The sequence below is a fragment of the Sphingobacterium kyonggiense genome, from assembly GCF_039536825.1.
GTDB classification, from domain to species: domain Bacteria; phylum Bacteroidota; class Bacteroidia; order Sphingobacteriales; family Sphingobacteriaceae; genus Sphingobacterium; species Sphingobacterium kyonggiense.
Map to the genome: position 1 here is coordinate 134,414 of NZ_BAAAZI010000011.1, position 13,341 is coordinate 147,754.

Annotated in this window: 15 protein-coding genes; 14 read left to right on the forward strand and 1 reads right to left on the reverse strand. The window is 38.6% G+C overall.

Features of this window, described 5'->3' with window-relative positions; all coding sequences use genetic code 11:
• Nucleotides 1–31: 31 nt before the first annotated feature.
• The 14 genes from ABD676_RS13595 to ABD676_RS13660 all read left to right on the forward strand — a co-directional run bounded on the left by ABD676_RS13595 (nt 32) and on the right by ABD676_RS13660 (nt 11,932).
• Entirely contained in the window at nt 32–676 is a 645-nt protein-coding gene (locus ABD676_RS13595; RefSeq protein WP_344675266.1) for a DedA family protein, read from the forward strand.
• 62 nt (nt 677–738) lie between these two features.
• The gene (locus ABD676_RS13600; protein WP_344675267.1) at nt 739–1,311 is read left to right on the forward strand and encodes a CAP domain-containing protein; all 573 of its coding nucleotides are present in this window, start codon (nt 739–741) and stop codon (nt 1,309–1,311) included.
• A gap of 40 nt (nt 1,312–1,351) precedes the next feature.
• Complete coding sequence (locus ABD676_RS13605) at nt 1,352–2,224, forward strand: YicC/YloC family endoribonuclease (protein ID WP_344675268.1); 873 nt, start codon at nt 1,352–1,354, stop codon at nt 2,222–2,224.
• A 1-nt stretch (nt 2,225) separates the two neighbouring features.
• Entirely contained in the window at nt 2,226–2,795 is a 570-nt protein-coding gene (gmk, locus tag ABD676_RS13610; RefSeq protein WP_344675269.1) for a guanylate kinase, read from the forward strand.
• A gap of 19 nt (nt 2,796–2,814) precedes the next feature.
• The gene (nadD, locus tag ABD676_RS13615; RefSeq protein WP_344675270.1) at nt 2,815–3,390 is read left to right on the forward strand and encodes a nicotinate (nicotinamide) nucleotide adenylyltransferase; all 576 of its coding nucleotides are present in this window, start codon (nt 2,815–2,817) and stop codon (nt 3,388–3,390) included.
• Between the two features lie 106 nt (nt 3,391–3,496).
• The gene (locus tag ABD676_RS13620; RefSeq protein WP_344675271.1) at nt 3,497–3,685 is read left to right on the forward strand and encodes a CsbD family protein; all 189 of its coding nucleotides are present in this window, start codon (nt 3,497–3,499) and stop codon (nt 3,683–3,685) included.
• A 152-nt stretch (nt 3,686–3,837) separates the two neighbouring features.
• Nucleotides 3,838–4,614 (forward strand): 5'/3'-nucleotidase SurE, encoded by a 777-nt coding sequence (gene surE / locus ABD676_RS13625; RefSeq protein WP_344675272.1) that lies wholly within the window; start codon nt 3,838–3,840, stop codon nt 4,612–4,614.
• An 8-nt stretch (nt 4,615–4,622) separates the two neighbouring features.
• On the forward strand, nt 4,623–4,892 hold the full coding sequence (locus ABD676_RS13630) for a hypothetical protein (protein ID WP_344675273.1): 270 nt from the start codon (nt 4,623–4,625) through the stop codon (nt 4,890–4,892).
• Between the two features lie 11 nt (nt 4,893–4,903).
• On the forward strand, nt 4,904–5,773 hold the full coding sequence (locus tag ABD676_RS13635; protein ID WP_344675274.1) for a menaquinone biosynthesis family protein: 870 nt from the start codon (nt 4,904–4,906) through the stop codon (nt 5,771–5,773).
• Nucleotides 5,774–5,902: 129 nt separating this feature from the next.
• The gene (secA, locus tag ABD676_RS13640; RefSeq protein ID WP_344675275.1) at nt 5,903–9,202 is read left to right on the forward strand and encodes a preprotein translocase subunit SecA; all 3,300 of its coding nucleotides are present in this window, start codon (nt 5,903–5,905) and stop codon (nt 9,200–9,202) included.
• Nucleotides 9,203–9,209: 7 nt separating this feature from the next.
• Entirely contained in the window at nt 9,210–9,662 is a 453-nt protein-coding gene (locus ABD676_RS13645; protein WP_344675276.1) for an SPOR domain-containing protein, read from the forward strand.
• 12 nt (nt 9,663–9,674) lie between these two features.
• Nucleotides 9,675–10,868, forward strand: a complete 1,194-nt coding sequence (locus tag ABD676_RS13650; RefSeq protein WP_344675277.1) for a M20 metallopeptidase family protein — start codon at nt 9,675–9,677, stop codon at nt 10,866–10,868.
• Nucleotides 10,869–10,874: 6 nt separating this feature from the next.
• A complete protein-coding gene (locus tag ABD676_RS13655; protein WP_344675278.1) occupies nt 10,875–11,447 on the forward strand; it encodes a hypothetical protein in 573 nt (190 codons plus the stop codon).
• Entirely contained in the window at nt 11,444–11,932 is a 489-nt protein-coding gene (locus ABD676_RS13660; RefSeq protein WP_344675279.1) for a GNAT family N-acetyltransferase, read from the forward strand. The genes ABD676_RS13655 and ABD676_RS13660 overlap by 4 nt, the downstream gene beginning before the upstream one ends.
• Here ABD676_RS13660 and ABD676_RS13665 read toward each other — a convergent pair.
• A complete protein-coding gene (locus tag ABD676_RS13665; RefSeq protein WP_344675280.1) occupies nt 11,921–13,222 on the reverse strand; it encodes a M28 family metallopeptidase in 1,302 nt (433 codons plus the stop codon). The genes ABD676_RS13660 and ABD676_RS13665 overlap by 12 nt on opposite strands.
• Nucleotides 13,223–13,341: the final 119 nt, after the last annotated feature.

The window sequence follows — 13,341 nt, forward strand, 5'->3', positions numbered from 1 at the left end:
TGTTGCTAATCAAGGAACAGAATAATAGACTATGGAAATTCTATCCACTTTAATAGATTTTATCCTCCATATTGATAAACACCTGATAGAAATCACACAGGAATATCAAGCTTGGACTTACCTGATTCTCTTTTTAATCATCTTTGCCGAAACCGGATTAGTAGTTACACCTTTTCTTCCGGGTGATTCTGTGTTGTTTGCTATGGGGGCATTAATTGCTAAACCAGAGACTAATCTCAACTTAGGAATAATGATTCTTCTGCTTATTGCAGCAGCTATCCTAGGAGACTTTGTAAACTATGAGATAGGCAAGCATTTTGGCAATAGGGTGTTTAAACCGAATTCAAAAATCTTTAAACCGGCTTATTTAGAGAAGACTCAAAGCTTTTATGATAAATATGGTTTAAAGACCATCATATATGCTCGTTTTGTTCCAATCGTACGAACCTTTGCTCCATTTGTGGCAGGAATAGTTAGAATGCCTTATCGTAATTTTGGTCTATACAATATTGTTGGAGGAATTCTATGGGTAAGCTTATTCCTAATTGCGGGTTACTTCTTTGGTCAGATACCATTCGTCAAAAACAATTTCTCCATTGTGGTATTGGCTATTATTGCCATTTCCTTATTGCCAGCAATTATTGAAGTTATTAAAAGCAAGACAAATAAGTCCTAAGCGTACAATTACTGTTTAAACGCTTTTATGAAACAGTAGTCCAAAATTAAAAGACACGGTTTATGCGCTATCTATTACTTGCCCTATGTATTTGGGTAAATCCTTTATCTGCACAAAAAAATATTAAAGTTGATCGAAGAGAAGCCAAGGAGGCTTATGAATACCTCAATGACTTCCGTAAGAACCCAGACCGCTATGCTCGTAATTTAGGGATATCAAGATTAAAGAATGTCAGCCCTATACAATTGCGTTGGAATGAAACACTAGCCAAAGTGGCAGAGTTTCGCGCTAAGGATATGGCAAGACGAAATTACTTTGATCATGTCGATCCAGATGGCAATGGTATTAATTTTTATATACAACAAGCGGGTTATGCATTAAATCCAGCATGGCTAAAGAAACGTAGCAATAATAATTTCGAATCCATTGGTGCTAATCACGATTCGGCTGTAGATGTCATGAAATCATTTATTATTGGCAAGGGATCTCCGGGATATATGCACCGAAAGCATGTGTTGGGAATGACAGAATGGTATGCCCCTATGGAAGATATAGGGATTGCTTTTATCCGTGTCCCTAAAGGCTCAACATATAAAACATATATGGTCGTATTAATTGCTAGGCATGATTGGTAATTAAGAATACGAGTTTTACTTAAGTTTTATACCTTTGCATATGATAAAATCGATGACAGGGTACGGAATGGGTTCTTCTGAGAATGGTTCCGTTAAATATACCGTTGAAATCAAATCGCTTAATTCTAAGTTTTTAGAACTAAACCTACGTTTGCCGAAAGCTGTTTCAGATCGGGAATTGATTCTTCGTGGAGAATGTAGTAAACTGATTGAACGCGGAAAAGTGAATATCAACGTTTCTACTGAATATACCAACCAAACAGCCAAAGCAGCCAGCATTAACGCAGAACTTCTTAAGGAATACTATAAACAATTGCAGCATATCGCCTTTCAGTTGGGTGATACCAAAGCCAATATGTTTGAGCTTGCTTTAAATATGCCAGAGGTTATTAGCAATAATGATGAAGTTGATGAGGAAGAAGGAAAGGTTTTAGTGGCAGCATTTTATGCCGCAGTAAAGCAATTTGATCAATTCCGTCAAGATGAAGGCGCTGTCTTGAAAAAGGATTTGGAGCACCGTGTTCAATTGATTCTTACACATTTGACAGAAGTAGAGTCTGTTGAAGGATCTCGTATTCCCCTAATCCGCGAGCGTATCAACCAGTATATGGAAGAAGCTGTTGGTAAAGAGAATGTCGATATGAATCGATTTGAGCAGGAGTTGGTGTTCTATATTGAGAAATTGGACATCACAGAAGAGAAAGTTCGCCTACGTAGCCACTGTAATTATTTTATTGAGGCTTTGAATTCCCAAGATTCAAATGGTAAGAAATTAGGATTTATCTCCCAAGAAATGGGTCGTGAGATCAATACTTTGGGTTCAAAAGCCAACAATGCACAGATTCAGCAAATTGTGGTGAAGATGAAGGATGAATTAGAGAAAATAAAAGAACAACTATTAAACGTATTATAGCATGAGCGGAAAGCTTTTGATCTTTTCAGCACCATCAGGCGCAGGCAAAACCACCATTGTAAAACACTTACTTGCCAAACATGGCGATAAGATAGCTTTTTCTATTTCTGCAAGCACACGTGAACCTCGCGGGCAGGAAGTAAATGGCGTAGATTATTATTTCATTTCTAAAGAGGACTTCCTTCATAAAGTTGCCAAACACGAGTTCATTGAGTTTGAAGAAGTTTATTCTGGAACCTTTTATGGTACACTACGTACAGAGGTTGAGCGTATCTGGAACGAAGGGAAACATGTGATCTTTGATATCGATGTAGTCGGTGGATTGCGTTTAAAATCTAAATTTCCAGATCAGGCATTAGCCATTTTTGTTAATCCGCCTTCCCTAGATGTTTTGAAAGAAAGATTGAAAGGGCGTGGCACTGATTCTGAGGAGAAATTACAAGAGCGTTATGCTAAAGCTGAATTGGAATTATCTTATTCCGATCGTTTTGATGTTATCCTTCAAAACAATGACTTAGATACAGCTTGTGCAGAAGCAGAAAAATTGGTGTTGGACTTTATTAATTCTTAATATTCCCTAAAATAAACGTATGCGTAAAGTTGGTTTGTTTTTTGGTTCCTTTAACCCCATTCATATTGGTCATTTGATTATTGCAAACTATATGGCCAACTATACTTCCTTAGATGAGGTTTGGTTTGTGGTATCACCACAAAATCCATTTAAGGAGAAAAAGAGCTTGGGAAATATGTATGACCGCTTGGAGATGGTAAATCTAGCTATCGAAGGGGCAGAAAACCTTCAGGCTTCTGATATCGAATTTAATCTTCCTCAGCCATCGTATACCATAGATACCCTCATCCACCTCGCAGAAAAACATCCTAATAAAGAGTTTATTCTGATTATGGGAGAGGATAATTTGCAGGGTATCTTGAAATGGAAAAATGCCGATATTTTGCTTCGTGACTATAAAATCATTGTTTACCCTAGACCAGGATACGATGCAGGGGATTTAAAAGATCACCCATCCATTACAATGACCGATACTCCGGTAATGGAATTATCTTCTACCTTTTTAAGGCAAGCTATTAAAGAAGGCAAGTCCGTAAAATTCTATACCCCCGATGCAGTGATTGACTTTATTGATAAAAAGGGGCTTTATCTTTAAATGAGGCTGTCTTTATTAATAAATTGAAAAAACTATAAACCTTTTTCTTTGTCACTTGTTCATTAATTAGAAACACAAACACTAATTAAATTGGAGGAATATCAAAATGGATAAGTTAGATTTAAAAGGAAAATGGAACGAGTTAAAAGGAAAAATCAAACAACAATATGCTGATTGGACCGATGATGATTTGGCTTACGAAGAAGGTAAGGACGATGAATTACTCGGAAAATTACAGCAGAAACTAGGAAAAACACGTGAAGAAGTAGTAACCTGGTTGAAAGATTTAGGTTAATATATTTTAACGTGAAAGGCGGTCCTATCAATTATGATAGGACCGTTTTTGTTTATTGATTAATATGTATTTAAACATAGGTTGCCAATTAAATAATAGCTTGGTAACATACTAATTTATATTCTCTCCCATCAAATGACTAACTTAGCAACATGACGAAAAAGAGACCGACTATCCTTGTAGTGAATGATGACGGAATCACAGCTCCGGGAATCAAAGTATTGTTAGAAGTAATGCAAGAAATCGGAGATGTGGTCGTAGTAGCTCCCGATAGCCCTCAATCTGGAATGGGACATGCCATTACCATCGGAAAACCTTTACGATTAGATAAGATTGATTTATATCCAGGTGTGGAGATGTATAAATGCTCCGGTACACCAGTGGACTGTGTAAAATTGGCAGTTAATAAAATCTTTAAGGGCAAGAAACCAGAGTTATGTGTTTCGGGGATAAACCATGGCTTAAACTATTCCATTAATGTACTCTATTCAGGCACCATGTCTGCGGCGGTAGAAGGTGCTATTGAAGGTATTCCTTCTGTAGGGTTCTCCTTAGACGATTTTGCCTATAATGCTGATTTCTCTCATTGTAGACCTTATATTAAAACCATCGCTGAACAAGTTTTGCAAAATGGGCTGCCTAAAAACAGCTTATTAAATGTTAATTTCCCGAATATCAAGCACGATATTAAAGGCATTAAAATCTGTAGACAAGCGAATGCCAAGTGGTTTGAAGAGTTTGACGAACGCCTAGACCCATATAACCGAGAATATTTCTGGATGACGGGTAAGTTTGATTTACAAGATCGTGGAGAGGATACCGATGCTCATGCTATCATAAATGGCTATGTTTCGATCGTTCCTACGCAATTTGATATGACCGCACATCATGTTATTCCAGAGTTGAATTCCTGGAGCTTTGATGTTTAATACCTAAAATGAAAAATACTGTCCTTACTGGCTTTCTATTGGGATTGATATTTCCCATTATTGCCTTTGTATTAACTCGCTATACAGAACTGGTAGCAACCCTGTTTCCTGACAAACCTACCGGACTTTATATTTTAGCTGCGGCCTTTAATCTGATCGCTTGCTATTTTTGCTATAAAAAAGATTTGGATAAGACAGGAAATGGCTTTGTGCTTACTACCTTTCTTGGTATGCTTCTCATGATCTTCACCAAGAACATCTTGATAAGTGCCAACTAATACTTTCAAATATGAAATTAACCATAGGATTTTCTCCCTGCCCGAATGATACCTTTATTTTCGATGCTCTTATTCACGATAAAATCAATTGTGAGGGACTTGAGTTTGAGGTTGAATACCATGATGTAGAAACCCTAAATGCAAAAGCATTCCGTGCAGAATTAGATATCACCAAGTTGAGTTATCATGCTTTTGCTTATGCCACGGAAGATTATGAGCTACTAGATGCCGGCTCTGCTTTAGGATTCGGTGTTGGACCCCTATTAATTTGTAATAACCCCGATTTAGCAGAAGAACTTAAGGAATATGCGGGAAAGGAATTGCCAGAAAAGTTTCAAAATCTTCGAGTAGGTATTCCTGGAAAATATACAACGGCGAACTTTTTGTTGGGATTAGCCTATCCCACGCTTAGCAATAAGCAGGAAATGGTCTTTTCAGATATTGAGCAATCCTTATTAGATGGAAGCATTGATGTTGGTTTAATCATTCATGAGAATCGATTCACTTATATGGATAAGGGATTGCATAAAATTGTTGATTTAGGTGATTATTGGGAGAAGACCACAGGATCTCCTATTCCTTTGGGTGGCATCGTGATTAAACGCTCGCTTCCGGAAGAAGTTAAGCTGAAGGTCAATCAACTTATCAAGGAAAGTGTACAATTTGCTTTTGAGCATCCTAAATCAGGATTGGATTATATCCGATCTCATGCACAGGAGATGGAAGAAGAGGTTATGTATAAACATATAGAGCTTTATGTAAACAAGTTTTCGGAGAACCTCGGGGAAGGCGGTAGAAAGGCTATAAATGAGCTATTTGACAAAGCTAGAGAGCATAATCTTATACCGAGCAGTTCGAAAAGCATCTTTTTAGTAAAATAATTGATAAAAAAGGTTTGGGGTACTGTTAGTTATCGTCTGTAATAACTAAATTTGCCCGATTGATGTCAAAATGTCTGCTTATATTGTTTGGAGTCATTATTGTACATGCGAAAACAGAAATAGAATATTATGTTAAAATTTTTAAGCAAATTATTTGGTAGCAAATCCGAACGCGATATCAAAGCTATCATGCCAATTGTAAATAAGATCAAGGAAGAATATGATAAATTGTCGGGTTTAACGCATGATGAGCTTCGCGCAAAGACTCAAGAGTTTAAGCAACGGATAAGCACCTATTTGCAAGAAATTGACAATGAAATCAATGAACTAAAGAATACAGCAGAGTCAACTGACGACATGGAGGAAAAAACATCCATCTATGATAAAATTGACAAACTGACTAAAGATAGAGATAAAAAGCTTGAGGAAATATTATTGGAAATATTACCTGAAGCTTTTGCTGTTGTTAAGGATACTGCACGCCGCTTTACTGAAAATAAGGAAGTGGAAGTTACAGCTTCTGAATTCGATAGAGATTTAGCTGCTCGCAAGCCTAATGTTACCATTAATGGTGACAAAGCTGTTTGGCAGAACACTTGGAATGCCGCAGGTACTGAAGTTACCTGGAATATGATCCACTACGATGTACAGTTAATTGGTGGTGTTGTATTACACCAAGGTAAAATCGCCGAGATGTCTACTGGTGAGGGTAAAACCTTAGTAGGAACTCTTCCTACTTATTTGAATGCATTAGCAGGTCATGGTATACACATCGTAACGGTGAATGATTACTTAGCACGTCGTGACTCGGAATGGAATGGTCCAATCTTCGAATTCCATGGAATGAGTGTTGACTGTATTGACAAGCACCAACCAAATTCACCACAACGTCGTCAAGCTTATTTAGCTGATATCGTTTACGGAACGAATAATGAATTCGGTTTTGACTACTTACGTGATAACATGACCAATACAAAAGAGGCCATGGTACAACGTAAGCTTCATTTCGCTATGATTGATGAGGTTGACTCCGTTTTAATTGACGACGCTCGTACGCCTTTAATCATCTCTGGTCCTATCCCTATGGGTGACCAACATGAATTCCACCAATTGAAACCAAGAATTGAACGTTTAGTAAATGCTCAAAAAGGTTATATCAATGTAGTATTGAACGAAGCAAAGAAAGCTATTGCTGCTGGTGATACGGATGTGGAAAAAGGTGGTTTAGCACTATTACGTGCTTACCGTGGTCTTCCAAAAAACAAAGCTTTAATCAAGTTCTTGTCGGAAAGTAATCACCGTCAAATCTTACAGAAAGTAGAAAACTACTATATGCAAGAGCAGAACCGTCAAATGCCTAAGGCAGATGCGGAATTGTTCTTCGTAATTGATGAGAAAAACAATCAAGTAGAATTAACAGAAAAAGGTATTGAATTGATTACAGCAACTGGAGAAGATCCAAGTTTCTTCATCTTACCAGATGTAGGTACTGAGATTGCTGAAATCGAGAAATCAAATGTTCCTTTAGAAGAAAAAGCTGCTCAAAAAGAAGAGTTGATGCGTGACTATTCCATCAAATCTGAGCGTATTCACTCCATCAACCAATTGTTAAAAGCTTACACGTTATTTGAACGTGATGACCAATACATTGTTGATGAAGGCAAGGTAAAGATTGTTGATGAGCAAACTGGTCGTATTATGGATGGACGTCGTTATTCTGACGGTCTTCACCAAGCGATCGAAGCAAAAGAGAATGTGAAAGTAGAAGATGCTACACAGACTTATGCAACAATTACCCTTCAGAACTACTTCCGTATGTACCACAAATTGTCAGGTATGACGGGTACTGCTTCTACAGAAGCTGGAGAGCTTTGGGAAATCTATAAATTAGATGTTGTTGAAATCCCAACAAATAGACAAATTCAACGTGATGACCGTCAAGATTTTATCTACCGTACAGCACGTGAGAAATACAATGCGGTAGCACAAGAAATCCAAACATTAACAGAACAAGGCCGTCCGGTATTGGTGGGTACTACTTCAGTTGAGATTTCGGAGTTATTAAGCCGTATGTTGAAACTTCGTGGTGTGAAGCACAACGTATTGAACGCGAAGTTACACCAAAAAGAAGCTGATATCGTTGCTGAAGCTGGTCGTCCAGGACAAGTAACTATCGCTACGAATATGGCTGGTCGTGGTACGGATATTAAATTAACCGAGGAAGTAATCAATGCTGGCGGTTTAGCAATTATCGGTACAGAGCGTCACGAGTCGCGTCGTGTTGACCGTCAGTTAAGAGGTCGTGCAGGACGTCAAGGTGACCCAGGATCATCTCAATTCTTCGTTTCCCTAGAAGATCCTTTGATGCGTCTTTTCGCGTCTGAGCGTATCTCCAACCTAATGGTGAAGATGGGTGTTGAAGAAGGTGAAGTGATGCAACACAGTATGTTGACTAAATCCATTGAACGCGCTCAACGTAAAGTAGAAGAAAACAACTTCGGTATCCGTAAGCGTCTATTGGAGTACGATGATGTAATGAACTCACAACGTTCTGTAATCTATACAAAACGTAAAAATGCTTTATTTGGAGAACGTTTAGACGTTGACTTGAATAACACAATATACGATGTAGTAGAAGATGTGGTATTGCAAGCTAAAGAAGACAATTCTTTCGATGAGTTCCAAATTGAAGTAATCCGTGTATTCGCTGTAAACCCAGAGATTACAGCAGATGAATTTACTTCCAACTCTACTGATCAAATCGTAGAGAAGTTGTTCAATCAAGTAATTGAATTCTATCACCGTAAGCTAGAGCACATTGCAGAGCAGACCCTACCGGTATTGACGAATGTATTGGCTGAGCGTGGTGGTATGATTGAAAATATCATTATTCCGTTTACAGATGGAATTCGTGGCATTCAAGTTGCTACAAATCTTCAAAAAGCTGTAGAAACTAACGGTAAAGAAGTATTCAAATCTTTTGAGAAAGGTATTGTATTGGCCTTGATCGATGATGCTTGGAAAGAGCATTTACGTGAAATGGATGATTTGAAACAATCTGTTCAGAATGCTGTTTATGAACAAAAGGATCCAATTATCATTTATAAGATGGAGGCCTACAACTTGTTCAAAACGATGTTAGCAGGAATGAATAAAGATGTGGTAAGCTTCTTGTTCAAAGGAGAAATCCCAGGTCAACAACAACAACCGCAAAACATTCAAGCAGCTCGCCCAGAAGCACCTAAGGTAAAAGTTACTGAAACCAAAGAAGAGCTTAGTTCGCCTACAGGTGTGTCCGAAGAAGACCTAAATACACAAGAGGCTCAAGTGACACAACCTATCCGTAAGGAACAAGCAATCGGTAGAAATGACGAATGCCCTTGTGGTTCTGGTTTGAAGTACAAGAACTGTCACGGAAAACAAGGATAATATTAACATGATAAATAAAGGATTTATAGTAGTTTGCTTCATCTTTTTAGCCATTCCATTTGCTAAAGCGCAAGACGGAAAAGTTGAAGTGGTAAAAGATACCCTGATTAGTTTATTGCAGGAATATCGTGCATTCTATTCCATAAATCCTACTGCTTCTAAAGCGGTAAGTTTGGAACCTAAAACCATAGACAAATCGAAGGCTCGCCGGGTAAAGGTCCGTGGTTTTAGGGTACAGATTTATTCTGGCAGCAACCGGAATGAAGCAACGAATGTACAGAACAGTTTCATTCGCCAAAACTCCGATATGAATGCCTACCTTGACTATGTAGAACCTAATTATCGGGTAAAGGTCGGCGATTTCACCAGTCGCTCTGAAGCTACAGCATACATGCGCCGTCTGCGAGGAACATACAAGAATGTATTTGTGTTCGTCGAGGATGTGTGGACATGGCAATAGTGGAGGAATAACATGTCACCAATCAAGCAAAGGGTTCAAGAACTCGCTGAATCCTATTTTCAAGATACGGTAGAAACCCGTAGATTCTTACATCAACATCCTGAACTTTCTTTTGAGGAATATAATACCTCTGCCTTTGTAAAACGTATTTTAGACGATTTGCAAATTCCTTATGAAGCGATGGCTAACACGGGTGTAGTTGCTATTATTAAAGGAAATCTTCCCGGAGATAAAGTTTTAGCGCTTCGTGCCGATATGGATGCATTGCCTATTACAGAGGTCGATGGCCGAAGTTATGGCTCTCAAAATCCAGGTGTCATGCATGCCTGTGGACACGATGTGCATACCTCTTCCCTATTGGGTGTAACCAAGATTCTTAATAGCTTAAAGGATAATTTTGCGGGTTCCGTGAAATTGATTTTTCAACCAGGTGAGGAAAGATTACCGGGTGGAGCATCCTTGATGATCAAAGAAGGCGTATTGGAAAATCCATCTCCCCAAGGCATTATTGGACAACATGTCATGCCTTTTATTGAAACAGGTAAAGTAGGTTTCCGCTCTGGAAAATATATGGCTTCTTGTGATGAGTTGTTTATGACTATTCGCGGAAAAGGTGGTCATGGTGCTCAGCCACATCAAAATATTGACCCTATTGCCATCAGCGCACAGGTTATTACCGCCATGCAGCAGATAGTGAGCAGAAATGCTGACCCAAGAACACCTTCTGTATTATCCTGGGGAAAGATTGTCGGCAATGGCGCTACGAATGTGATTCCTGAGGAAGTTTACCTCGAGGGCACCTTCCGTACGTTTGATGAGAATTGGCGCGCTGAGGCGCATGAAAAGATGCTTAAAATGGCCGTCGGTATTGCGGAGAGTATGGGGGCTACCTGTGACTTCGAAGTTCGTAAAGGATATCCTTTCTTAATCAACGAGCCTCAAATAACCGCAATGGCTAGAAACCTAGCTGTGGAATATTTGGGCGAAGAAAATGTATTGGAATTGGATTTATGGCCTGCGGCTGAAGATTTCGCTTATTATTCCCAAGAAACAAATGCTTGTTTCTATCGTCTTGGAACGCGTAATGAGGAAAGAGGAATTACTTCTGCCGTACATACCTCAACTTTTGATATTGACGAAAAGGCTTTAAAAACCTCGATTGGTTTAATGGCTTTTATCGCTATAAATTATTTAGGTCAAGCTTAAATTAGTATGTCTTCGCATCACATCGTTCGGGAAAATCAGGAGCCGGCTTTGTTTATTGCCGATCCTTATTTGCTGTCGGAAAACCACCTGCATCAATTACTTGAATGGAGCCCAACCGTAATAACCCTTTCCGAACAGTACGAAACCCTCAAATCATTAGGTATGAAGGTGGATGTGTTGCTAACAGATGAGAAGACAAAACTTGACTTTCTAGAAGAAAACCTCGTCCTTATTCCCTATTCGGAGGATTTCCTGCCCATTCTATTTCATTTTTTGGCAGAAAAGAAGAATTATGCTGTCAACTTGATCTTAAAGGACTTAAACTTAGACTCCTTAAAAACTTATCTTGATGATTTTAATATCAATATCCTACGAGGAAACAGTAAAATACTATTTGTAAAGCAGTACGAGAAGTGGCTCCCTAAAGGACATCAATTGAGCTTGCCGATTGAGGATACAGCAGTTATTTCCTTTTCAAATACAGAGCAGGTAGCTGATAGAACCTTTCAAGTATTGGAAGATGGCTTTGTTAAAATGGAATCTCAAACGGATTATGTACCCTTAGCTGAAGAGATATGATCAATATTGTTTATGCTGGACCAGAGGATGCCCTTACTATCCATACCTTAGCTCATGCTATTTGGTATCCCACCTATCAGGATGTTCTAGCAAAGGATCAAATAGACTTTATGCTGGCCAAAATGTATTCGGAAGAAGCTATACAGAACGCCATGGCAGATCATAGTCTGTTTTATATCATACAGGAAAGCAACAGCCCCATTGGCTTTATTGCTGTCAAAGAAAAACAAGAAGTATTACGAATTGATAAGCTTTATCTTCTACCTAATACACAAGGTAAAGGCTTAGGAAGTCAATTGTTGGAATTTGCCGGTCAATTGGCTCTAGATAAGGAGATTAATATTTTAGAATTAAATGTTAATCGATATAATAAAGCCTACCATTTTTACTTGAAACAAGGCTTTGAGGTAGTAGAGACGGTGGATATTCCCTACTACCAGTATTTCCTGAATGATTATGTGATGCAGAAGCGTCTAATCCCTTAATTTTTCTACTCTTGAAGGCGTTTGTTCTCCTTTTACAATTCCAATCGCTCCTTGGGCAATTGCCTCAATACTCGATTTGATATTTTGGATATCCAAGGTGCTCACCTCATCTTTGACAGTATGGTAGTAGCTATCCTTGTCGATCTGCGAAGTTGAAAAAGTATGCGCAGGAACGCCTAATGCTGCTAAGACTGCATTATCGCTGCGGTAAAACAAATTCTGTGTCGTATATGGATCCGGATGAAATGTAAATGCTGTTCCTTTTAAATTCTCTTGCATTAATTTTCCTAAATCCGAAGCTGGATAACCGGTGATGTACAAGCTATTCGGACCAAATTTTGAATCCTTACCTATCATTTCAATATTAATCATAGCTACCACTTGATCTGGATTAATATTATTCGAGAAATACTTCGATCCGAACATTCCGATTTCCTCTGCAGTAAATGCCACGAATATTAGTGTCCGTTCATTGTTATTCATTTTCTTATAATAACGGGCTAGCTCAATCATGGCTGTTGTGCCTGATGCGTCATCATCAGCCCCATTAGCTATAGAATCTTGTCCCTGTGCCGGAAGAATACCGATATGGTCGTAATGACAGGAGAATACCACATATTCATTCGGTTTAGTCTTACCTGGGATGACGGCTGCCACATTGAACATCTCAAAATCATTCACTGTTTTATTGTGGGTAACCGCAATGTTCTTCGAACTTTCCTCTGCAACCATAAAGACCTTTCCACTAGTTGCCACAGAACCTTTGTTTGCCCCTTTGATACTGATGTTTTCTCGGTCATAAATGCGCTTAAACCGCGCTAAGAACGCCGCATGCTTTTTATCAACAAAGACAAAAGCACTTTCTGGATCTTTCTGGACTAGCTCACGAAAGCGTTGCGAGAAATCGTCATCTGGACCTATACTTACTCTTTTGATCTTCGTGTTGCTGCTATCGTAATTTCCGACGATTAGAAAGGATGCCGGATCTAATGCTTTCCCATCGATTTCCACAGCTTGTATAGCACTTTTACTGCGTTCTACGAAAAAGGATTGACGATAATTATCACCGATATACGGTTTTAAACCTATCTCTTTAAATTCCGAAGCAATAAAATCCGCTGCTTTACCGATGTCCGGAAGAGAAAGTGCTGAACGACCTCGCATATCATCAGATGCTAAGGTATTCAAGATGCGAGAAATATTCGCAGTGCTGGTTATTTCCGCTTTTTGAGCATGCCCAAAATGGATAGCTAAACCTATGCTTATAGCTGTTAGTAATATTCGTTTCATGATTATTGATTGGTGATTTTAAAATTACGGTAGAAAGAGCAAATAACTTAGATTTTTTGGTCACATATTTGCTATCAAAACCATTGAAGATAACAATTTTTATAAATTTAGTAAAAGGT

Excerpts from the sequence above, each read along its gene's own strand:
- ABD676_RS13595 (WP_344675266.1), top strand. The coding sequence starts at position 32 with ATGGAAATTCTATCCACTTTAATAGATTTTATCCTCCATATTGATAAA.
- ABD676_RS13600 (WP_344675267.1), top strand. The coding sequence starts at position 739 with ATGCGCTATCTATTACTTGCCCTATGTATTTGGGTAAATCCTTTATCT.
- ABD676_RS13605 (WP_344675268.1), top strand. The coding sequence starts at position 1,352 with ATGATAAAATCGATGACAGGGTACGGAATGGGTTCTTCTGAGAATGGT.
- gmk (WP_344675269.1), top strand. The coding sequence starts at position 2,226 with ATGAGCGGAAAGCTTTTGATCTTTTCAGCACCATCAGGCGCAGGCAAA.
- nadD (WP_344675270.1), top strand. The coding sequence starts at position 2,815 with ATGCGTAAAGTTGGTTTGTTTTTTGGTTCCTTTAACCCCATTCATATT.
- ABD676_RS13620 (WP_344675271.1), top strand. The coding sequence starts at position 3,497 with ATGGATAAGTTAGATTTAAAAGGAAAATGGAACGAGTTAAAAGGAAAA.
- surE (WP_344675272.1), top strand. The coding sequence starts at position 3,838 with ATGACGAAAAAGAGACCGACTATCCTTGTAGTGAATGATGACGGAATC.
- ABD676_RS13630 (WP_344675273.1), top strand. The coding sequence starts at position 4,623 with ATGAAAAATACTGTCCTTACTGGCTTTCTATTGGGATTGATATTTCCC.
- ABD676_RS13635 (WP_344675274.1), top strand. The coding sequence starts at position 4,904 with ATGAAATTAACCATAGGATTTTCTCCCTGCCCGAATGATACCTTTATT.
- secA (WP_344675275.1), top strand. The coding sequence starts at position 5,903 with ATGTTAAAATTTTTAAGCAAATTATTTGGTAGCAAATCCGAACGCGAT.
- ABD676_RS13645 (WP_344675276.1), top strand. The coding sequence starts at position 9,210 with ATGATAAATAAAGGATTTATAGTAGTTTGCTTCATCTTTTTAGCCATT.
- ABD676_RS13650 (WP_344675277.1), top strand. The coding sequence starts at position 9,675 with ATGTCACCAATCAAGCAAAGGGTTCAAGAACTCGCTGAATCCTATTTT.
- ABD676_RS13655 (WP_344675278.1), top strand. The coding sequence starts at position 10,875 with ATGTCTTCGCATCACATCGTTCGGGAAAATCAGGAGCCGGCTTTGTTT.
- ABD676_RS13660 (WP_344675279.1), top strand. The coding sequence starts at position 11,444 with ATGATCAATATTGTTTATGCTGGACCAGAGGATGCCCTTACTATCCAT.
- ABD676_RS13665 (WP_344675280.1), bottom strand. The coding sequence starts at position 13,222 with ATGAAACGAATATTACTAACAGCTATAAGCATAGGTTTAGCTATCCAT.